19 protein-coding genes are annotated in these 20,407 nt (G+C 70.4%); 3 read left to right on the top strand and 16 right to left on the bottom strand.

Annotated features, from left to right (window positions below; genetic code table 11):
- A complete protein-coding gene (gene rpe, locus NK718_RS18000; RefSeq protein ID WP_254745127.1) occupies positions 1 to 720 on the bottom strand; it encodes a ribulose-phosphate 3-epimerase in 720 nt (239 codons plus the stop codon).
- A 73-nt stretch (positions 721 to 793) separates the two neighbouring features.
- Positions 794 to 1,768: a hypothetical protein gene (locus NK718_RS17995; protein ID WP_254745125.1), complete on the bottom strand. Its 975-nt coding sequence runs from the start codon at positions 1,766 to 1,768 to the stop codon at positions 794 to 796.
- 122 nt (positions 1,769 to 1,890) lie between these two features.
- On the opposite strand from NK718_RS17995, the gene NK718_RS17990 reads away from it, so the two are divergent.
- Entirely contained in the window at positions 1,891 to 3,132 is a 1,242-nt protein-coding gene (locus tag NK718_RS17990) for an NAD(P)/FAD-dependent oxidoreductase (protein ID WP_254745123.1), read from the top strand.
- 18 nt (positions 3,133 to 3,150) lie between these two features.
- Here the strand turns inward: NK718_RS17990 and NK718_RS17985 are convergent, their stop codons facing one another.
- The 3 genes from NK718_RS17985 to NK718_RS17975 are packed head-to-tail and all read right to left on the bottom strand — an operon-like array spanning position 3,151 to position 6,279.
- A complete protein-coding gene (locus NK718_RS17985; protein ID WP_254745121.1) occupies positions 3,151 to 4,152 on the bottom strand; it encodes a P1 family peptidase in 1,002 nt (333 codons plus the stop codon).
- 40 nt (positions 4,153 to 4,192) lie between these two features.
- Positions 4,193 to 5,434, bottom strand: a complete 1,242-nt coding sequence (locus NK718_RS17980) for a flavin monoamine oxidase family protein (RefSeq protein WP_254745119.1) — start codon at positions 5,432 to 5,434, stop codon at positions 4,193 to 4,195.
- Complete coding sequence (locus NK718_RS17975) at positions 5,431 to 6,279, bottom strand: RNA methyltransferase (RefSeq protein ID WP_254745117.1); 849 nt, start codon at positions 6,277 to 6,279, stop codon at positions 5,431 to 5,433. The genes NK718_RS17980 and NK718_RS17975 overlap by 4 nt, the downstream gene beginning before the upstream one ends.
- Positions 6,280 to 6,508: 229 nt before the next feature.
- Between NK718_RS17975 and NK718_RS17970 the strand changes: the two genes are divergently transcribed.
- Together NK718_RS17970 and NK718_RS17965 are read left to right on the top strand one after the other, a co-directional pair.
- On the top strand, positions 6,509 to 7,723 hold the full coding sequence (locus NK718_RS17970) for an NADP-dependent isocitrate dehydrogenase (RefSeq protein ID WP_254745115.1): 1,215 nt from the start codon (positions 6,509 to 6,511) through the stop codon (positions 7,721 to 7,723).
- A gap of 122 nt (positions 7,724 to 7,845) precedes the next feature.
- On the top strand, positions 7,846 to 8,289 hold the full coding sequence (locus tag NK718_RS17965) for a GFA family protein (protein WP_254745113.1): 444 nt from the start codon (positions 7,846 to 7,848) through the stop codon (positions 8,287 to 8,289).
- A 19-nt stretch (positions 8,290 to 8,308) separates the two neighbouring features.
- Here NK718_RS17965 and NK718_RS17960 read toward each other — a convergent pair whose 3' ends face one another.
- The 11 genes from NK718_RS17960 to NK718_RS22265 form a co-directional block, all read right to left on the bottom strand.
- Positions 8,309 to 9,532: a cyclic nucleotide-gated ion channel gene (locus tag NK718_RS17960; protein WP_254745109.1), complete on the bottom strand. Its 1,224-nt coding sequence runs from the start codon at positions 9,530 to 9,532 to the stop codon at positions 8,309 to 8,311.
- Entirely contained in the window at positions 9,529 to 12,189 is a 2,661-nt protein-coding gene (gene alaS / locus NK718_RS17955; RefSeq protein WP_254745106.1) for an alanine--tRNA ligase, read from the bottom strand. Before alaS ends, NK718_RS17960 begins: the two co-directional genes overlap by 4 nt.
- 171 nt (positions 12,190 to 12,360) lie before the next feature.
- The gene (gene recA / locus NK718_RS17950) at positions 12,361 to 13,446 is read right to left on the bottom strand and encodes a recombinase RecA (protein ID WP_254745104.1); all 1,086 of its coding nucleotides are present in this window, start codon (positions 13,444 to 13,446) and stop codon (positions 12,361 to 12,363) included.
- Between the two features lie 177 nt (positions 13,447 to 13,623).
- On the bottom strand, positions 13,624 to 16,206 hold the full coding sequence (gene cckA, locus NK718_RS17945; RefSeq protein WP_254745102.1) for a cell cycle histidine kinase CckA: 2,583 nt from the start codon (positions 16,204 to 16,206) through the stop codon (positions 13,624 to 13,626).
- A complete protein-coding gene (gene flhB, locus NK718_RS17940; protein WP_254745100.1) occupies positions 16,203 to 17,270 on the bottom strand; it encodes a flagellar biosynthesis protein FlhB in 1,068 nt (355 codons plus the stop codon). The genes cckA and flhB overlap by 4 nt, the downstream gene beginning before the upstream one ends.
- Position 17,271: 1 nt before the next feature.
- Positions 17,272 to 18,033 carry a flagellar biosynthetic protein FliR gene (gene fliR / locus NK718_RS17935; RefSeq protein WP_254745098.1) on the bottom strand — a complete coding sequence of 254 codons (762 nt, stop codon included), beginning with the start codon at positions 18,031 to 18,033 and terminating at the stop codon, positions 17,272 to 17,274.
- Between the two features lie 81 nt (positions 18,034 to 18,114).
- On the bottom strand, positions 18,115 to 18,381 hold the full coding sequence (gene fliQ, locus NK718_RS17930) for a flagellar biosynthesis protein FliQ (protein WP_254745096.1): 267 nt from the start codon (positions 18,379 to 18,381) through the stop codon (positions 18,115 to 18,117).
- A 19-nt stretch (positions 18,382 to 18,400) separates the two neighbouring features.
- Positions 18,401 to 18,709, bottom strand: coding sequence for a flagellar hook-basal body complex protein FliE (fliE, locus tag NK718_RS17925; RefSeq protein ID WP_254745094.1), 309 nt, complete (start codon positions 18,707 to 18,709; stop codon positions 18,401 to 18,403).
- 47 nt (positions 18,710 to 18,756) lie between these two features.
- Entirely contained in the window at positions 18,757 to 19,167 is a 411-nt protein-coding gene (gene flgC / locus NK718_RS17920) for a flagellar basal body rod protein FlgC (protein ID WP_254745092.1), read from the bottom strand.
- Between the two features lie 12 nt (positions 19,168 to 19,179).
- The gene (locus NK718_RS17915) at positions 19,180 to 19,566 is read right to left on the bottom strand and encodes a flagellar basal body protein (RefSeq protein WP_254745090.1); all 387 of its coding nucleotides are present in this window, start codon (positions 19,564 to 19,566) and stop codon (positions 19,180 to 19,182) included.
- Between the two features lie 188 nt (positions 19,567 to 19,754).
- Positions 19,755 to 20,407 (bottom strand): hypothetical protein (locus NK718_RS22265; RefSeq protein ID WP_254745088.1); only part of this gene is annotated, 653 nt, incomplete at its 5' end.

Raw genomic sequence — 20,407 nt, 5'->3', positions numbered from 1 at the left:
TCAGGCGCGGGGCGCGGCGGCGCGCGCCGCGTCGCGGATCGCGGCGATGTTGGCGGTGTAGGCTTCCGGGCTGCCGCCCTTGAACACGGCGGAGCCCGCGACCAGCGCGTTCGCGCCCGCCGCGGTCACCAGCGGCGCGGTCTCGGGCGTCACGCCGCCGTCGATCTCCAGGTCGATGGGCCGGTGGCCAATCAGGGCGCGCACGCGCGACACCTTGTCCACCACCTCGGGGATGAAGGCCTGCCCGCCGAAGCCGGGGTTCACCGTCATCAGCAGGATGAGGTCGACGCGGTCGATCACGTACTCCAGCACGCTTTCCGGCGTCGCCGGGTTGATCACCACGCCGGCTTTCTTGCCGAGCTGGCGGATCGCCTGCAGCGAGCGATGCAGGTGCGGTCCGGCCTCCGCGTGGATGGTGATGATGTCCGCCCCGGCCTTGGCGAAAGCTTCGAGATAGGGGTCCACCGGCGCGATCATCAGATGCACGTCGAACGGCAGCTTCGTGTGCGGCCGCATGGCGCGGATCACGTCCGGCCCGAACGTGATGTTGGGCACGAAATGCCCGTCCATGACGTCAAGATGGATCCAGTCGGCGCCGGCCTGCTCGACGGCGCGGATTTCCTCGCCCAGGCGGGCGAAGTCCGAGGCGAGCATCGACGGCGCGATGATGAGCGGACGCTCCCCTTGCGGGGCGGCGGTGGCGGAGGGCGCGCTGGTCATGACGCGGCGGGTAGCACTCCCGGCCCGCCGACGCAACGCGGGCGACGGAGAATCCGGGGAATTCGGCCCGGATTCAGCCTTTCGCCTGCGCCGCGCGCCGGGCCACCACGAGGGCGAGCGGCGCCATCACGAAGGGCGCGAGATAGATGGGAAATTGCAGCAGGGCGAAGAACAGGTAGGTGTCGGGTGGGCACGCCGCGCCCATCGCGCCCACCAGCAGCCCGGTGTTGCGCATGCCGGTGCCCAGGCCCAGGACGAACGCCTCTCCCGCGCCGAGCGAACGCAGCGCCAGCATCGCCGCCCCGAGGCCGAGCAATGCCAGGCCCGAGCCGACGGCGAGGTAGAGCACGGTGCGCAGGGGATCGGCCAGCGTCTGCCCGATCACCCCATCCATCGCCGCGATGGCGAAGAAGAAATAGATGAGCACGAACACGCCATCGAGCTGGTGGCGCGCCGCCGCGAGGCGCTCCGGGCCGGCGATCCGGCGCAGCAGCAGCGCCGCACCGCCGGCGCCGGCGAGCAGACCGAACAGCCGCACCCCCAGCACGACCGAGTCGATGGGCACCGCGCTGCCCGCGACGAAGCTCGCCAGCGGCGGCGCGACGAAGGGCGTGACGGCCAGCGTGATCACGAGAAGGGCGATGCCGAGGCTGTTGTCGAGGCCGAGCAGCGCCGCGTAGGCCGGAAAACCCATCAGCGGCGGAGCGGCCGCGACCAGGGCGATGCCGAGCAGCAGGCCGGGCTCCACCGCGCCGCGGCCGATCGCCGCCAACCCGATGCCGATCAGCGCCGGCATGGCGAGCACCATCCACACCGATGTGGCGGCCATCATCGCCGGCCTGCGCATCACCCGCCGCACCCCGGCGAAATCCGCCCGCGCGAAGGACAGGGTGACGAACAGGAAGATCGAGGCCGGCAGGAACGGCCGGAAGCTGGAGGCGAGCCACGGCAGCGCCAGGCCGAGGAAGATCGAGACCGCGAAGCCCGCCGCCCCATGGCGTCCCAGCCACGCGAGGCCCTTGGAAACGGGGGACAGGAACAGGGGCATTGGCGGGGGCTGGTCCTGTCTGAGGCTTGGCAGGCATGCGTGGGCTGGGCGGGACGTGACGGACGCCCTCCGTCTCCTTATTGTCGGCGATCGAGAACGACAATTGGACAGCGAAGATTTCAATGCAGCGTGACGTCGTAGTTCTGGGGGCCGGCATCGTCGGGCTCGCCACCGCCCTCAAGATCCAGGAAAAAGGCCGCTCGGTGGCGCTCGTCGACCGGTCCGTCCCCGGCGAGGGCACCAGTTTTGGCAATGCCGGCATCATCGAGCGGGCCTCGATCTATCCTTATGCGTTTCCCCGGCGCTGGCGCGACCTGTTCAAGTACGCGCTCAACACCACGCCGGAGGCCTACTACCACCTCTCCACGCTGCCGAAGATCGCGCCGTTCATGTTCCGCTACTGGCGCGCCTCGTCGCCGGCCGGCCACGAGGCGGCGATGCGGGCCGCACTGCCGCTGATCGAGCGCTGCGTCGCCGAGCACGAGCCGCTGGTGGAGGCGGCGGAAGCCGGCCATCTGCTGCGCCGCACGGGCTGGCTCAAGCTGTTCCGCTCCGACGAGAAGCTGGCCGAGGCCATCGCGGAGGCGAAGGAACTCGCGCCGTTCGGCCTCACCGTCGACTTCCTCGACGACGCCGGCGTGCGCGCCATGGAGCCGCACCTGAGCGAGGGCGTGCGGGGCGGCATCCACTTCAAGGACCCGGTGAACGTGATTGACCCCGGCGCGCTGTCGCGCGCCTACCTGCACCTGTTCGAGGCCCGCGGGGGCGGGTTCCTCTCCGGCGACGCTCGCACCCTGGCGCAGGCCGGCGCGGGCGGCTGGACCGTTCGCACCGAGGCGGGCACGGTGACCGCCCGCGACGTGGTGGTGGCGCTCGGCCCGTGGTCGGACGTGGTGTATCGGCCGCTGGGATACAGGCTGCCGATGGCGGTCAAGCGCGGCTACCACATGCATTATCGCCCGGCCGGGAACGCCGTGCTCAACCACACCGTGTTCGACAGCGACAACGGCTACGTGCTCGCGCCGATGGCGCGGGGCATTCGCCTCACCACCGGCGCGGAGTTCGCCGACCGCGACGCGCCGCCCTCGCCGGTGCAGATCGCGCGGACCGAGCCGCACGCGCGCCGCCTGTTCCCGCTCGACGGGCGCGTCGACTCCGCTCCGTGGATGGGCAGCCGGCCCTGCACGCCGGACATGGTGCCGGTGATCGGGCCGGCTCCGGCGCACAAGGGCCTCTGGTTCGCCTTCGGCCACGCCCATCACGGCCTGACGCTGTCGGCCGTCACCGGGCGGCTCATCGCCGAGATGCTCACGGGCGAAACGCCGTTCACCGACCCCCGCCCCTATCGGGCCGACCGGTTCTGAGCGGACGAGCGACGTCGCTCAGGGCGAAACCATGATGCGGCCGAAGCGGTCCTTCCACGCCGGCAGCGCGCCCGGGTAGGGCAGCGCGGTCGCCTCGTAGACACCGCGCGCGACGGCGCGGGCGAGCACGTCGGACGCCGCCATGGCGATCTCGTTGAGCGCCATCGGGCCCGCCACCTCGCGCCGGCCCGTGCCGGCGGCGAAGACGATGTCGCCGTCGAGCGGGGTGTGCGCGGGGCGCAGCGCCCGCGCGAGCCCGTCATGCGCGGCGTTGGCGATACGCTTGGCCTGAGCCTTGCCGAGCCGCGCGTCGGTGGCCACGACCGCGATGGTGGTGTTGCGGCCCGGCCCGCCCTTGAGCCGGGGGACCAGCGCGTCCTTCGGCCGCGCGTAGGGCCAGCCGATCCCGCCGAACTCGGCGTTTTGCTCGTAGGGCGCGGCCCAGAAATGCGGCCCCTCCCCCATCGTCGCCGTGCCGACCGCGTTCACGGCCACGAGCGCGCCGACCACGAACCCGCTTTCGGTGACGGCGCTGGCGGAGCCGAGCCCGCCCTTCAGCGTCGCCGTCGTCGCGCCGTAGCCCGCGCCCGCCGTGCCGAGCCGGAAGCCGGCCGAGGCGGCCTCGCACGCCGCCGCGCCGAGATCGAAGAACGGCGGCTTGCGGCCCCAGGCCTTGTCGCCGCCGTTGAGCAGGTCGAACAGGATGGCCTGCGGCACGATGGGCACCAGCGCATCGCCGACGCGAAAGCCGCGCCCGCGCTCGACCAGCACGGCCATCACCCCGCCGGCGGCGTCCAGCCCGAACGCGGAGCCGCCCGACAGGACGATGGCGTCGACCGTCTCGACCGTCATCTCGGGCTCGAGCAGGGCCGTGTCGCGCACGCCCGGCGCGCCGCCGAGGATGGAGACGGCGGCGGCGGCGGCCTCCTCGAACAGGACGACGGAGACGCCGGTGGCCCGCTCCCGGTCGTCGGCATTGCCGACGAGAACGCCGGGAACGTCGGTGATCAGATTCTGCATGGGGCGAAGTTTGGAAGAGCCGCGCCTCGCCCGCAAGCGCTCAGGCGAGCGCCTCGACGATCTCCGCCGCCGCGCGCCGCCCTTCCAGCGTCGCGCCGCCCACGGTCATCGACCCGCCTTCGGCCGTGGCCTCCCCGGCGAATCGCACGCGCCCGCCCACCGGCTCGCGCAACGCCGCGCGCGCGCCGCCGTGCCCGGGCCGCACCACCGAATAGCCGCCCTCCGCGAAGGGGTCGCGCATCCACGCCGCCGTTCGCCCGGCGACGAAGCGCTGGCGCGCCTCGCCGCCGACGATGGAGGCGAACACGTCCAGCGTCGCCGCGATGGCCGCCTCGTCCCCCTGGCCCATCAGGTCGCGCGCGACGTCGCCGCCGAGCGTGGCGATCACGAGGTCGCGGCCGAACGGGAAGAGCTCGAAGTTGAACCCCGTGCCGAGCGCGTAGGCGTCGCTCGGAGCGGGCCAGCCGAACCGCGCGCCGTCGAACGCCAGCGCCACCTTGCTCAGCACGCCCATCGTCATGCCGGAGAGGGCGTCGCGCGTGGCGGCGGGCAGCGCCGGGGCGAACGCGATGCCGCCGGCCCGCAGCACGCCGACGGGAACGGTGACGACCACGTGCCGCGCCCGCAGCGCGCCCTGGGTCGTCTCCACAAGCACGGTCTTGCCGCTCCAGTCGATGCGCGTGACCTGGACGCCGTAGCTCACGGGCAGGTCGCGCGCCGCGGCCGCGACGAGGTGTCCGTAGCCGCCCGGCGCGACGAGATCCGGCCCTTCCCACTGGGCGATCAGGTCGGCGAGGTCGATGCGCTCCGGCTCCTCCCCGATGGCGTGCTGGCCGAAGCGCAGCGCGGCGTCGCGCGCCCCCTCCGACAGCCCCGCCGTGAGGTCGCCCAGCGACGCGCCGGACGCCGGCTGTTCCTCCCGCGCGGTCTCCATGGCGTCCCAGAACTGCGCCATCCCCGCTCGCCGCGCCGCGGTCGCCCCGGCGTCGAGACGCCGCCCGTCGCGGAACGCGACGCCGCCGCCCCATCCGCGATGCTTCTCCAGCGTCACGCCGAATTCAGCCGCCAGCGCCACCCACGGATTGCGGTCCGCGAAGTGGATATAGGCGGCGCCGGCGTCGAAGGGCTGGCCGACCACGCTGTCGGTGAAGGCCCGTCCGCCGGCCCGGGTGCGCGCCTCGACAATGCGGATGTCCAGACCCGCCTCGATCAGCGCCCGGCCCGCGGCGAGCCCGGCCGCCCCGGCGCCGACGACCACGACGTCGCACAGGGCCGTGCTCATTCGCCGTCGTCCCGGCGCATCAGGTCCTGCGAGCGCGCGCCCTTCGGCGTCTGCTTCGGGCCGGTCCGCTTGCGCGTCTGCGGCTCGCGCGGCCCCTCGATCAGGCGCACCACCATGCCGCGCAGCGTGCGCACGTCCTGCTCCGACAGGTTCATGCGGTGGAACATGTTGCGCAGGTTGCGCGCCATCACCGGCCGCTTGCCCGCCGGGCGGAAGAAGCCGCGCGCATCGAGCTGCTCCTCCAGATAATCGAAGAAGGACAGCACCATCTCGCGGGGGGCCGGCGGCCATTTCGGCTTGAACGCGAAGGGCAACGGCGCTTCCGCCGCGTCGCGCCAGGCGAAGCCGAGCAGCAGCACCGCTTGGGACAGGTTGAGAGAGGCATAGGCCGGGTTGACCGGATAGGTGAGGATCTCGTCGGCGAGCGCGATGTCGTCGTTCTCGAGCCCCGTGCGCTCGCGTCCGAACAGCACGCCGACGCTCTGCCCCGCCGCGACGCGCGCCTGCATGGCGGCCCCGGCCTCGCGCGGGCCGACGACGATCTTGCCCTGGCCGCGCTCGCGCGCCGTGGTGGCGTAGACGAAGGAGAGCGACGCCACCGCGTCCCGCACCGTGTCGTACGTCGTGGCCTTGTCCAGGATGTACTCCGCCCCGGCCGCCGCCGCCCGTGTCTTGGCGTGCAGCCAGCGTTCGCGCGGGCGCACGAGCCGCATGTCGTCCAGCCCGAAATTCGCCATGGCGCGCGCGGCCATGCCGATGTTCTCGCCGAGCTGCGGCTCGACCAGGATGACGGCGGGCCCTCCCCCGATCGGCGGCCGCGTGTGGTCGGTTCCGGCTCCGGGCATTCAGGCAGCTCGCGTATCGTGGGCCGGCCGGGGCCGGATGCGCCCCGGTTTACGGGAAATTCCACCCGGGCGGGAGGGGGCATCGCGTTTTCCACGGCCCTGTCCAAAGGTCCAGCCCGTTCGTCGGCTTGCACGAAAGGCGCGCTTTGCCGCCCCGCGGGGCGATGATATGAGGGCGTCCGACGCAGCCGCCCCACGGCGGAAGCCCCGGAAACGCGAAAGGTGGACGATGGCGAAGATCAAGGTGGCCAATCCGGTTGTCGAGCTCGACGGCGACGAGATGACCCGGATCATCTGGCAGTACATCAAGGACAAGCTGATCCACCCCTATCTCGACATCGACCTGATGTATTTCGACCTGGGCGTCGAGCATCGTGACGCCACGGCCGACCAGGTGACCGTCGACGCCGCCAACGCCATCAAGAAGGTCGGCGTCGGCGTGAAGTGCGCCACCATCACGCCCGACGAGGCGCGCGTGAAGGAGTTCAATCTCAAGGAGATGTGGAAGTCGCCGAACGGGACGATCCGCAACATCCTGGGCGGCGTCATCTTCCGCGAGCCGATCATCTGCAAGAACGTGCCGCGCCTCGTGCCGGGCTGGACGCAGCCGATCGTCGTCGGCCGTCACGCCTTCGGCGACCAGTACCGCGCGACGGACTTCAAGGTGCCCGGCAAGGGCCGCCTGACCATCAAGTTCGAGGGCGAGGACGGCACGGTCATCGAGAAGGAGGTGTTCAAGTTCCCGGACGCCGGCGTCGCCATGGCGATGTACAACCTCGACGACTCGATCCGCGAATTCGCCCGCGCCTCCTTCAACTACGGGCTGAACCGCAAGTATCCGGTCTATCTCTCGACCAAGAACACCATCCTCAAGGCCTATGACGGCCGCTTCAAGGACCTGTTCCAGGAGGTCTTCGACAGCGAGTTCAAGTCGAAGTTCGACGCGCTGGGCCTCGTCTACGAGCATCGCCTGATCGACGACATGGTCGCCTCGGCGCTGAAGTGGTCCGGCGGCTATGTCTGGGCGTGCAAGAACTACGACGGCGACGTGCAGTCCGACATCGTCGCGCAGGGCTTCGGCTCGCTCGGCCTGATGACCTCGGTGCTGATGACGCCCGACGGCAAGATCGTAGAGTCGGAGGCCGCGCACGGCACCGTGACGCGCCACTACCGCGAGCACCAGAAGGGCAAGGAGACCTCCACCAACTCCATCGCCTCGATCTTCGCCTGGACGCGGGGCCTCGCCCATCGCGCCAAGCTCGACGACAACGCCGCGCTGGCGAAGTTCGCCGCGACCCTGGAGAAGGTCTGCGTGGACACGGTCGAGGCCGGCTTCATGACCAAGGACCTCGCCCTGCTGGTGGGCGCCGACCAGAAATGGCTGTCGACCACGGGCTTCCTCGACAAGATCGACGAGAACCTGCGCAAGGCGATGGCGGCCTGATCCGCCGCCCCGACGCGTTCGAAAGGCCCGGCCCCCGCGCCGGGCCTTTTCTGTTGTGCCCCGGCCTCCCCCGCCCCAGTGTCCGCATCATGCGGGCCGAAGCTCGCGCCGGAGGAGGAGAGATGACGGACCTGACCGGAGGCTGCCAGTGCGGCGCGGTGCGCTACCGCCTCTCCATGCAGCCCTACAACGCGCATATCTGCCATTGCCGCATGTGCCAGAAGGCGTTCGGCAATTTCTTTGCGGCGCTGGCCAGCGTGAAGCTGGACCGCATCGCGTGGACGCGCGGCCGGCCCTCGATCTACCGGTCGTCCGAGGCCGCCGAGCGCGGTTTCTGCGCCGCCTGCGGCACGCCGCTGACCTTCCACTACCTCGGCACGGACCGGATCGCGATCTCGCTCGGATCGCTCGACGACCCCACCGTCGCCCCGCCGCTCAAGGCCTTCGGCGTCGAGTCCAAGCTGCCGTTCATCCACACGCTCGACGGCCTGCCGGGCGAACGGACCGACCAGTTCGCTTCGCCCGAGGACCTGGCGCGGATGCGGCCGCGCGCCACGCCGCCCTGAGCGCCGTCAGCGGCGTCAGTCAGTCGTCGCGCGCATCGAGCGGGGCGTCGGAGGGCACCGTCTCGCGCTTGGCGGCGCGCTCGCGCGCGACGCGATGGATGTTCTCCGCGATGTCCGGCCGCTTCTGCATCAGGGCGCGCAGATCGGCGGCGTCGAGCACGAGCAGTTGCGTGCGCACCGTGGCGCGCACGGTGGCGGTGCGCCGCGCATTTTTCAGCACCGCGATTTCGCCGAAGAACTGGCCGTCGCCGAGCACGTGGCGCTCGCCCTCCGGCAATTCGATTTCCACCTGGCCGGACGCGATGAAATACATCGAATGGCCCACGTCGCCGCGCCGGACGATGATGCTGCCACGCTCGGCCGCCTGCGAGCGCAGGAGCCGCATGATCTCCGCCACCTCCTCCGCCGACAGCGCCGCGAAGAGCGGGACGCGGGCGATCATGCCCCAGGTCACCACGAACTCGCGGCGGTGGATCACCTCCGCAAAGGCCGTGGCGATGATGCCGACGGGCAGCGCGATCATGACCAGGCCCATCAGCGCGGTGAGCGAGGCGATCACCTTGCCGAGCGGCGTCACCGGCACGGCGTCGCCGTAGCCCACCGTCGCCAGCGTGACGATGGCCCACCACATCGCATCCGGGATGGTGCCGAACTTCTCGGGCTGCGCGGCGCGCTCCGCCATGTGCATCACGGAGGCGGTGCCGATCACCAGCCCGAACAGGATGACGAGGCACGCCGCCAGCGCCCGGCGCTCGTCGTACACCGCCTCGTACAGCGACCTGATGCCGGGCGAATACCGAGCCAGCTTGAGGAAGCGTATTAGCCGCAGCAGCACGAACACCCGAAGATCGATGTCCGGCGCGACAAGAGCCAAATAGAACGGCAGGATCGTCAGCAGGTCGATGATCGCGGGGCCGGTGCGCGCGAAGGCGAGCCGTGCCCGCCACGCCCCCATCCGCCGATAGGGCGGGTAGTCGACCGCCGCCCAAAGCCGAAGCGCGTATTCGACCGAAAACACCGCGATCGTGAGCCGCTCGATCCCGTTGAAGACCGCCTTGTGGGCGGCCTCGAGTTCCGGAACGGATTCCAGGATCGTCGCCGTGACGCTGACCAGGACGAGGGCGATCAGGAAGCGGTGGACGTAGCGCGACAGGCGGTCCGTCGGCTCCGCCGTCTCGAAAAGAGCGTAAACGCGGTGGCGCAGCCGCGCCGCGTATCGGTAGGTATGGAGGGCGGTGTTCACCGCCCCCCGATGGCTGCGGCGATCCGCTCGAGTGCGTCCGCGGCGTTGCCGCCGTCCGGGCCGCCGGCCTGGGCCATGTCCGGCCGTCCCCCGCCACCTTTGCCGCCGAGCGCCTCGGAACCGACCCTCACCAGATCGACCGCGTTGAAGCGGGACGTCAGGTCCGGCGTGACGCCGACCACGACCCCGGCCTTGCCGTCCTCCGCCACGCCGACGATGGCCACGACGCCGGACCCGACCTGCTTCTTGCCTTCATCGGCCAGCGTCTTGAGGTCGCGCATTTCGACGCCAGAGACGGAGCGCGCCAGCAGCTTGATGCCGGCGACCTCCCTGACCGCGGCGTCACCGCCGCCCGATCCCCCGCCCATGGCGATCTTTCGCCGCGCGTCCGCCAGCTCGCGCTCCAGCCGCCGCCGGTCCTCGATCAGCGCGGCGAGGCGCTCGTTCGCCTCCGAGACCGGCGCCTTGAGCTGGCCCACCAGGTCGTGAAGACGCCGGCTCTCGGCCGAGAGGTGCAGGCGCGCCGGCTCGCCGGCCATCGCCTCGATGCGGCGCACGCCCGCCGCGACGGCGCTCTCGCCCACCACCGTCACGAGGCCGATATCGCCCGTGCGCGACACGTGCGTCCCGCCGCACAGCTCGATCGAGAAGGTGGCGTTCGCGCCCTCGTCCGCGTTGCGGCCCATCGAGACGACGCGGACCTCGTCGCCGTACTTTTCGCCGAACAAAGCGCGGGCGCCCGACTCGATCGCCTCGTCGACCGCCATCAGCCGCGTGGTCACCGCGTCGTTCTGGCGGACGACGCGATTGACGATCGCCTCGACGCGCGACAGCTCCTCCGCCGAGATCGGCTTGGGATGCGAGAAGTCGAAACGCAGCCGCTCCGGCGCGACGAGCGAGCCCTTCTGCGCCACGTGGTCGCCGAGCACCTGCCGCAGGGCCTCGTGCAGCAGGTGGGTCGCCGAATGGTTGGCGCGGATCGCGGCGCGACGCTCGCGGTCGACCGCCAGCTCCAGCGCGTCGCCCAGCGCCACGCGGCCCGAGGTCACGCGCACGACGTGGGCGAACACGTCGCCCAGCTTCTTCTGCGTGTCGGCGACCTGCAGCACGACGTCCGGCCCGGTCATCACGCCGGTGTCGCCGACCTGGCCGCCGGACTCGCCGTAGAACGGCGTCTGGTTCAGCACGACGATGCCGTCCTGCCCGGCCGTCAGAGACTCGACCGGCTGACCTTCCCGCAACAGCGCGGTGACGACGCCTTCCGCCTTCTCAGCGTCATAGCCGAGGAACTCGGTCGATCCGACCTTCTCCTTCACGGCGTACCAAACCGCCTCGGTCGCCGCCTCGCCGGACCCGGCCCAGGCCGCGCGCGCCATCTCGCGCTGGCGCTCCATGGCCGCGTTGAACCCCTCGACATCGACGCCGACGCCGCGCGCGCGCAGCGCATCCTGCGTCAGGTCGAGCGGGAATCCGTAAGTGTCGTAGAGCGTGAACGCCACGTCGCCGCGCAGGCTCTGGCCCTCGCCGAGATTGCGGGTTTCGTCCTCGAGGATGGACAGGCCGCGCTCGAGCGTCTTGCGGAAACGCGTCTCCTCCAGCCGCAACGTCTCGGTGATCAGCGCCTCGGCGCGCACCAGCTCCGGATAGGCATGTCCCATTTCGCGGACCAGCGCCGGCACGAGCCGCCACATCAGGGGTTCGCGCGCGCCCAGCAACTCGGCATGCCGCATGGCCCGGCGCATGACGCGGCGCAGAACATAGCCCCGCCCTTCGTTCGAGGGCAGCACGCCGTCGGCGACCAGGAAGGCGGAGGCGCGCAAATGATCGGCGATCACGCGATGGCTCGCCTTGCGCGGGCCGGTCGGCTCGACGCCGGTGAGATCGGCGACGACCCCGATCAGCGCCCGCATCAGGTCGGTCTCGTAATTGTCGTGCGTGCCCTGAAGCACGGCCGAGACGCGCTCCAGCCCCATTCCGGTGTCGATGGACGGCTTGGGCAGCAGGATACGCTCGCCGGGCGCGACCTGCTCGAACTGCATGAACACCAGGTTCCAGATCTCGATGAAGCGGTCGCCGTCCTGGTCGGCCGAGCCGGGCGGCCCGCCGGGAATATGGTCGCCGTGGTCGAAGAAGATCTCCGAGCACGGGCCGCACGGACCCGTATCGCCCATCGCCCAGAAATTGTCCGAGGTCGGGATCTTGATGATCTTGCTGTCGGGCAGGCCGGCGATCCGCTTCCACAGCCCGAACGCCTCCTCGTCCTCCGAGTAGACGGTGACCAGCAGCCGGTCGACCGGGAGCGCGAACTCCTTGGTGACCAGGTTCCAGGCGAGCTCGATCGCGCGGTCCTTGAAGTAGTCGCCGAACGAGAAATTGCCGAGCATCTCGAAGAAGGTGTGATGCCGGGCGGTGTAGCCGACATTGTCGAGGTCGTTGTGCTTGCCGCCCGCCCGCACGCATTTCTGCGCCGTGGCGGCGCGCGAATAGGGGCGCTTCTCGATGCCGGTGAAGACGTTCTTGAACTGCACCATGCCGGCGTTGGTGAACATCAGCGTGGGGTCGTTGCGCGGCACCAGCGGGCTCGAGGGCACGACCTCGTGGCCGTTCCTCGCGAAGTAGTCGAGGAAGGTGGATCGAATCTCGTTCACGCCGCTCATGACGACCAATCTCACTCAGCATTTCGCGCCGCCGGGGCGCATGACGAACTGAGGCTTTCTAGAGGCGGGCGGGCCCGATGTCGAGACACAGCCACGGGCTTGCCGGGCCTCTCAAGCAAAACGGGCGCCCTGCAGGCGCCCGTCGCGACTTCGTGCGGGAGCCGGGAGAGATCAGGCTTCGCCAGCGTCCAGATCGTCGGCCGTCGGGTCGATGTTGTCGAGGATGCGCTCGGCCAGCAGCCCGGCGTTCTGGCGGATCTGCGCCTCGATGCGGGCGGCGACGTCCGGGTTCTGCCGCAGGAACGCCTTGGCGTTCTCGCGGCCCTGGCCGAGGCGCTGGCTGTCGTAGGAGAACCACGCGCCGGACTTCTCGACGATCCCGGCCTTGACGCCGAGGTCGACCAGCTCGCCGAACTTGGAGACGCCCTCCCCGTACATGATGTCGAACTCGACCTGCTTGAACGGCGGGGCGACCTTGTTCTTCACCACCTTGACGCGGGTCGTGTTGCCGACGACTTCCTCGCGGTCCTTGATCGCGCCGATGCGGCGGATGTCGAGGCGCACCGAGGCGTAGAACTTCAGCGCGTTGCCGCCCGTCGTCGTCTCCGGCGAGCCGTACATGACGCCGATCTTCATGCGGATCTGGTTGATGAAGATGACCATGCAGTTCGACCGCGAGATCGAGGCGGTCAGCTTGCGCAGGGCCTGGCTCATCAGGCGCGCCTGAAGGCCGGGCTGGACCTCGCCCATCTCGCCCTCGATCTCGGCGCGCGGCACCAGCGCGGCCACCGAGTCGATCACCAGCACGTCGAGCGCGCCCGAGCGCACCAGCGTGTCGCAGATCTCCAGCGCCTGCTCGCCCGTGTCCGGCTGGGCGATCAGCAGGTCCTCGAGATTGACGCCGAGCTTGCGGGCATAGACAGGATCGAGCGCGTGCTCGGCGTCGATGAAGCCGCACACGCCGCCCTTCTTCTGCGCTTCCGCGACCGTGTGCAGGGCCAGCGTCGTCTTGCCGGAGGATTCCGGCCCGTAGATCTCGACCACCCGGCCCCGCGGCAGGCCGCCGACGCCCAACGCGATGTCGAGCCCCAGCGAACCGGTGGACACGGTCTCGATCTCCACCGCCTTCTCGTTCTTGCCGAGGCGCATGATGGAGCCCTTGCCGAAGGCGCGCTCGATCTGGGAGAGCGCGGCATCGAGAGCTTTGGTCTTGTCCATGGATTGGCCTTCGACGAGTCGGAGTGACGGTTGCGACATGGGAGACGTCCTTATGACAGGGGACCGAGCGAGTCTCAACAGACCCTTGAGGCTCATACGATCACCCTTTGTTCCCCATCGCAAGTTCTTTTTTTGTTCTTCTACCGCGAGTCAAGATCTACATGCTCCGCACGGTTAACGTGTCGTGACCGCGCACGCCCGCGCCCGCCGCCGGGCTCAGCCCAGCGCGCCCTTCACCGCCTCGATCAGTTGCTTGAGCGAGAACGGCTTGGGGAGGAAGGCGAAATTCTCGCCCGCCGGCAGGTTGCGGCTGAAGGCCTCCTCGGCGTAGCCGCTGACGAAGATGATCCGCGCCGTCACGCCGCGCTTGCGCAGCTCCCCGAGAAGCGACGGGCCGTCCATCTCGGGCATCACGACGTCGGAGACGATCAGGTCGATCTCGCCGCCATGCGCCTCGACGACCTGGAGAGCCTCGACCCCCGAGGCGGCCTCGAGCACCGTATAGCCGCGCTGGGCCAGCGCGCGCGCCCCGAACGCCCGGACCGCCTCCTCGTCCTCAACCAGCAGCACGGTGCCGTGCCCGGTGAGGTCGGGTTGCGGGACGCGCGCGGCCGCGGGCTTGGCGGCCTGCCCGGCCGGCGCCGCCGCCGCGGCCGGCGCGTCGTCCTGCGCCTCGCCGGCGTGGCGCGGCAGGAAGATGCGGAACGTCGTGCCCTCGCCGACCACGCTGTCGCAGAACACGAAGCCGCCGGACTGCTTGACGAAGCCGTAGACCATGGACAGGCCGAGCCCCGTGCCCTTGCCCACCTCCTTGGTGGTGAAGAAGGGCTGGAAGATCTTGTCGATGATCTCCTGCGGAATGCCCGTGCCGGAGTCCTGCACCTCGACGAGCACGTAGTCGGCCGCCTGCATGCCGGGATAGTTGAGGGACGCCGCCTCGGCGGCGCTGACGTTGCGCGTGCGGATCGAGAGCTTGCCGCCCTCGGGCATGGCGTCGCGCGCGTTCACCGCGAGGTTGACGACGACCTGCTCGAACTGCGTCAGGTCGGCGCGCACCGGCCACAGGTCGCGGCCGTGGCGGACGTCGAGCTCGACCCTCTCCCCGAGCAGCCGCTTGAGCAGCATCGTCAGGTCCGAGAGCACCTCGCCGAAATTCATCACCTGCGGGCGCAGCGTCTGGCGGCGCGAGAAGGCGAGCAATTGCCGCACCAGGCCGGCCGCCCGGTTGGCGTTCTGCTTGATCTGCATGATGTCCTGGAAGGACGGATCGGTCGGCCGGTGGTTCACCAGCAGCAGGTCGGCGTAGCCGATGATCCCCTGCAGCACGTTGTTGAAGTCGTGGGCCACGCCGCCGGCGAGTTCGCCCACGGCCTGCATCTTCTGCGCCTGCGCGAACTGCAATTCCAGCGCGCGCTGCTCGGTGGTGTCGATGGCGTAGACGATGGCCGCCTCGCTGTCGTCCTCCTCGCGCTCCACGGCCGAGATGAAGAACCGCGCCGAGCGCGCGCCCTCCCCCGCCAGCGCCAGGTCCAGCGGCGGAATGTCGCCGCGCCCGGCGGCCGCTCCGGCGATTGCTTCCGACAGCGCCTCGCGGTCGCGCTCGCCCACCACGGAGAGGATCGAGCGCGGTTCGGAGGCGTCCATGCCCTTGAACACGGGGCCGAACAGCCGCACGAACGGCCCGTTGGTGCGCGCGATGCGCCCCTGCCGGTTCACCGCCGCGATGGCGAGCGGCGTGTTGTTGAAGAAGCGCGCGAACCGCACCTCGGCGGCGCGCTGGCCCTCGGCGACGTCCTCGCCGGCCGAGCGGTTCAGCACCAGCGTGCGCGAAGGCCCGGGCACGCCGTCATAGCCGAAGGCGACGCGGTGGAACACGCGCACCGGAAGCGACTGGCCGCCGCGCCGGCGCAGGTCGAGGTCGTGCGTTTCCGTGCGGACCTCGCCGGCGCCGCCGGTGACCGTTGAGAGCAGAGCCGCGCCGTCGCCCGGCACGAGGTCGGCCAGCTTCAGCCCGCCGGAGCCGAACTGGGCGAGATCGTAGTCCAGCCAGTTGGCGAGCGTGGCGTTGAGGTAGATGACGTTGCCGTTGGCGTCGATGGAGAGGAAACCGGCCGGCGCGTGGTCGAGATAGTCGATTGCGTGCTGGAGTTCCTGGAACACGTTCTCCTGGCGCTCGCGGTCGCGCGTGATGTCGGCGACCGTCCACAGCGCCGCGCCGCGCCCCCCGGCGCGCTCGATGGGGCGCACCTTCACGCGGTACCACGCCACCCCTTCGACGCCGCCGAGCGGCGGCGAGAGACGGACTTCCTCGGTGGCCGATTTCTGCTCCCGCGCCGCCTGGGCGAGGCGATAAATCGCCTCCGACACGTCGGACGCGCCGGTGAGCAGGCGCTCGACGGTGGGCACGTTGTCCGGTCCCGTCGATCCGGAGAGGCGCAGATAGGCCTCGTTGGCGTAGCCGATGCGACCGTCGTGGTCGACGACGAGCACGCCCTCGGCGGCGCTGTCGGCGATCGCCTTGGTCAGGTCGTTGCGCAGCGCCCTGCCCGAGAACTCGATGATCCCCACCGCTCCGGCGAACAGCGCGAAGACGCCCACCACGGCCAGCAGGGCCAGCAGCCCGACGATCAGCGGCTGCGCCTTTTCGGTGGCGAGCAGCGACAGGGCGATCGCCGCGCCGACCAGCACGCCGGCGAGCACCAGCAGCAGCCCGGCGCTGCCCGAGCGCGGCGCCCGATGCACGCTCTTCAGCTCCTGCGCCGCCGGCTTGGCCATTCTCGCCCCGTCCAGTGCCGTCATGTCGCCCTCCTGCGAAGGCGCATCACGAATCCGATCACCTCGGCCACGGCCTTGTAGTGCTCCACCGGAATGTCCTGATCGAGATCAACGGCCTTGTAAAGCGCGCGGGCCAGCGGAGGGTTCTCGACGACCGGCACGGCGTTCTCCTCGGCCAGGGCGCGGATGCGCAGCGCCAGCGCGTCGAGCCCCTTGGCGACGCAGCGCGGCGCGGGCATTCCGCGCTCGTACTGGAGCGCCACCGCGTAGTGGGTCGGGTTCATGATCACGACGGAGGCCTTCGGCACCTGCGCCATCATCCGCCGGCGCGAGGCGCGCGCCTGCAGCTTGCGGATGCGCGCCTTCACCTCGGGATGGCCCTCGGTCTCCTTGTACTCCTCCTTCATCTCCCGCTTGGTCATCTTCTGGCGGCCGTACCAGGTCCATTTCTGCCAGGCGAAGTCGCCGGCGGCGAGGAAGGCGTAGATCGCCAGCACGCCGGTCATCAGGCGGGAGAGTTCGGCGGAAGTGGCCGGCAGCAGCGCGGCGACGTCGAGCGTGACGAGGGATTCGAGGCGGGCGCGCTCCGGCCAGAGAACGACCGCCATCACGACGCTCACCAGCCCCAGCTTGGCCAGGCCCTTGAGAAACTGGACGAAAGCCTCCTTGCCGAAGACGCGCTTCAGCCCCGCGGACGGAGAGATGCGCGACAGCTGCGGCGTCACGGGCTGCGTGGTGAACATCGGCCGGTGCTGGACGAGCCCGCCCGCCAGCCCGGCGAGCGCGAGGATGGCGAGCGGCAGGCCGATCGCCCCCAGCGCCACCATCATCGAGTGCGTGCCGTAGGCCGACAGTCCGCCGGGGCCCTCGGGCAGCCTGTGGGCGTTGGCCAGCATCGCGCCGAGCGCGCGGGCGAGCGACTGCGCCGAATCGGCACCCGCCACCGCGAGGGCCAGCGCGCCCCCCGCGAGCACGAACCAGGTGTTGACCTCGGCGCTGCGCGCGACGTCGCCGCGCTCGGCCGCCTGCTCCAGCCGTCGTTGGCTTGGGGCTTCGGTGTGGTCTTCCCTGTCCTCGCTCTCGGCCATGTCAGCGTCCGGTGAAGGGCGTCAGGAGAGTGGAGAGCTCGTTCAGGAACTCGAGCATCATCAGGCCGAGCACCCCGAAGAGAATCACGAAGCCCAGTATGATGGTTGCGGGCATCGCGAGGAAGAACACCTGCAACGCCGGCATGAGGCGCGACAGCACCCCCAACCCGACGTTGAACACGATGGCGAAGACCAGAAAGGGCGCCGCGAGCCGCACCGCGACGGAGAACCCCGTCGCCATCGTGCCGAGCGCGAGGCTGGCGGCGTCGCCCGTCGCGGGAACCATGCCGGGCGGCAGCGCCAGGTAGCTGCCCCCGATGGCGGCGATGACGGCGTGGTGGGCGTCCGTCGCGAAAATCAGCGTGACGCCCAGCAGCGTCATGAAGTTGCCGACCGCGGCGGCCTGGCCGCCTTGCGAGGGATCCACCGTTTCCGCGAAGGCCAGGCCCAGCGCCTGCGATACGAAATTGCCCGCCGTCTGCAGGCTCGCGATGATGAGGCGGAAGGTGAGCCCGATCATCAGCCCGATGCCGATCTCGACCAGAAGCGCGGCCATCGCGCCGTCCGGCCGCGCCACGCTGGCCGGCAGCATCGGGCGGACGACCGGGGTGAGGGCCAGCGTCAGGAACAGCGCCAGCGCCAGCCTCACCCGCACCGGCAGGAAGCGCTCGCCAACGCCCGGCATCAGCATCACGAGCACGCCGACGCGGGCGAACACCAGCATGAAGAGGACGGCGAGCTGCGGCCCGAGCGTGAGAGACATGAGCGGCCCACCGCAATGCGCGGCCCTCTAGTCAGGCGCGCCCGCCGCGCCGATCCGCCGGGCCGGCCGGCGGGATGCATTCTAGACGCCCGCGGCGATTCGCGCCGCGATCTGGTCCATGTACGCGGCCAGCGCGTCGCCCATGAAGGGCAGCAGCAGGATCAGCGCCAGGCCGACCACGATGATCTTCGGCACGTAGACGAGCGTCTGTTCCTGGATCTGGGTGAGCGCCTGCACGAGCGAGATCACGACGCCGACGGCGAGCGCGATCAGCATCAGGGGGCTGGCCACCTTCAGGAAGGTTATGACGCCCTCGCGGGCGACGTCGAGGACTTCCGCGCCGGTCATGTCGTCGTCTCCTCCCGGCTCACACCGGCATCCGCATGATTTCCTCGTAGGCCTGGATCACCTTGTCGCGCACGGCGACGAGCGTCTCCAGCGCCGACTCGCTCTCGGCCACGGCCGTCACGACGTCGACCATGTCGGCCTTGCCCTGCGCCGCGGCGCTGGCCTGGCGCTCGGCCGAGGCTCCGGACTGCGCCACGCTCTCCACGATGCCGCTCAGCGTGTCCGCGAAGCTCGGCGCGCCCGCCTTGGGCGCCGAGGATGCCGAGACCGGCGAGGAAAGGAGCTGCGTGGCGGCGTAGGCGCCGGCGGCGAGAGAGGAAACGGCCATGCTGAAACCCCGAAGCGGCAAAACGGGAAAGGGACGGAAAGAGCGGCTCAGGCCCGCAGAATGTCGAGCGTGCGGGCCAGCATGCGGCGGGTTGCGCCGATGACGTTGAGGTTGGCCTCGTAGCTTCGCTGGGCCTCACGCATGTCCATCTGCTCGACCAGCGAATCGACGTTCGGCAGCTTGACGTTGCCGTTGGCGTCGGCGGCCGGGTGGCCGGGATCGTGTCGCGTGCGGAACGGAAGCTGGTCCTTCCGCACCCGCCCCAGCGAGACGGTCTGCGCCTCGAGCTCCCGGTCGAGCCGGCCCTGGAAGGTCACGATCTTGCGGCGATACGGGTCGCCGCCGGGCGTCGCCGCCGCCGAGTCGGCGTTGGCGATGTTCTCGGAAATGATTCGGATGCGGCCGGCCTGGGCCTTCAGTCCCGAGGCGGCGATGGCAAGGGAACGCATGAAATCCATGATCGAAAATCCTCAGGCGCGCTTACCGATGGCGATTTTCAAAAGGGACAGGCTCTTGGCGTAAAGCGTCGCCGCCGCCTGGTAGTCGGCCTGGGTGTCGGCCAGTTTCGTCATCTCGTCTTCGAGGCTGACGGCGTTGCCCGACGGCGTCGTCTCGAAGCGGCGCGCCGCCCTGGTGCGGGCCGCATCGTCCGACGGCCCGCCCGAGAGGTGCCCCGGCGCCGTTTGCAGGGGAGCGAGTCCGCCGCCGTCGCCCGCCTCGAAAGGCCGCAGGTCGCGAGGCTTGAAGCCCGGCGTATTGGCGTTGGCGACGTTCTCGGCCAGCACTTTCTGACGCGACTGGAGCCAGTGCATCCGCTCCTTGAGCTGGCTCACCAGCGGCAATCCGGCGGCGCTCATGAAATCCGACTTTCTGAAAAGGAGTTGGCGACCCGGTAAAAATTGCCGCGCTCATGGTTAATTTCGGGTAAACTTCGTTCGACTCTGGCACAATTTCCCCCCGTCCCCGGTGCGCGCGCCTTGACGCACGGGGGGCCAGGCGTAACCAATGCCGCACCCGGCGGGCGAGACCGCCGGTACGAAGGAGTTCACGCGCTTTGCTCTCGTTGCCGACAACTTGGCCAACGCCTGTCGTCTGGGCCGTCGCCTTCGCCATCATCTTCGTGCTGCTCGCGGTGTTCGCGCTGATCCTGCGGCGTTTCGCGGGCGGACGCCTGCAATCGCAGGGCGGCGCGGGGCGCTCGCGCCAGCCGCGCCTGGGCGTGGTGGACGCCTTCAGCCTCGACCGCCAGCGGCAGCTGGTCATCGTGCGGCGCGACAACATCGAGCACCTTGTGCTCATCGGCGGGCCCAACGACGTGCTCATCGAGGGCAACATTCAGCGTCCCCAGGCGACGCAGCCGCGCGAGCCCGGACTCGAGCGGATCGAGCCTCGGGTTGAGTCGGCGCGCCAGGAGCCCCGTCCCGAACCCCGGCAAGAACCTCGGCAAGAACCTCGGCAGGAGTCTCGGGCGGAGCCGGCGCGCGCCGAGCCCGCGATGCCGCCGCCTCCCCCGCCGCCGCCGCGCGCGGAAGTCCCGCCGCCTCCCCCGCCGCGTGCCGAGCCGCAGCCGCCCCGCCCGGAGCCCCGCGTCGATGCGCCTCGATTCGAGCCGCGTCCGGTCGACGCCCCGCGTTTCGAGCCCCGGCCCCCGGAGCCGCTCCGCCTGCAGCCTTGCGTCCAGCGCAGCGTCCCGCAGCG

The organism is Alsobacter ponti, from assembly GCF_024294805.1.
Classification (GTDB): domain Bacteria; phylum Pseudomonadota; class Alphaproteobacteria; order Rhizobiales; family Beijerinckiaceae; genus Alsobacter; species Alsobacter ponti.
The sequence above is the reverse complement of the archived record's forward strand: the minus strand, read 5'-3'. Positions and strand labels throughout refer to the sequence as shown.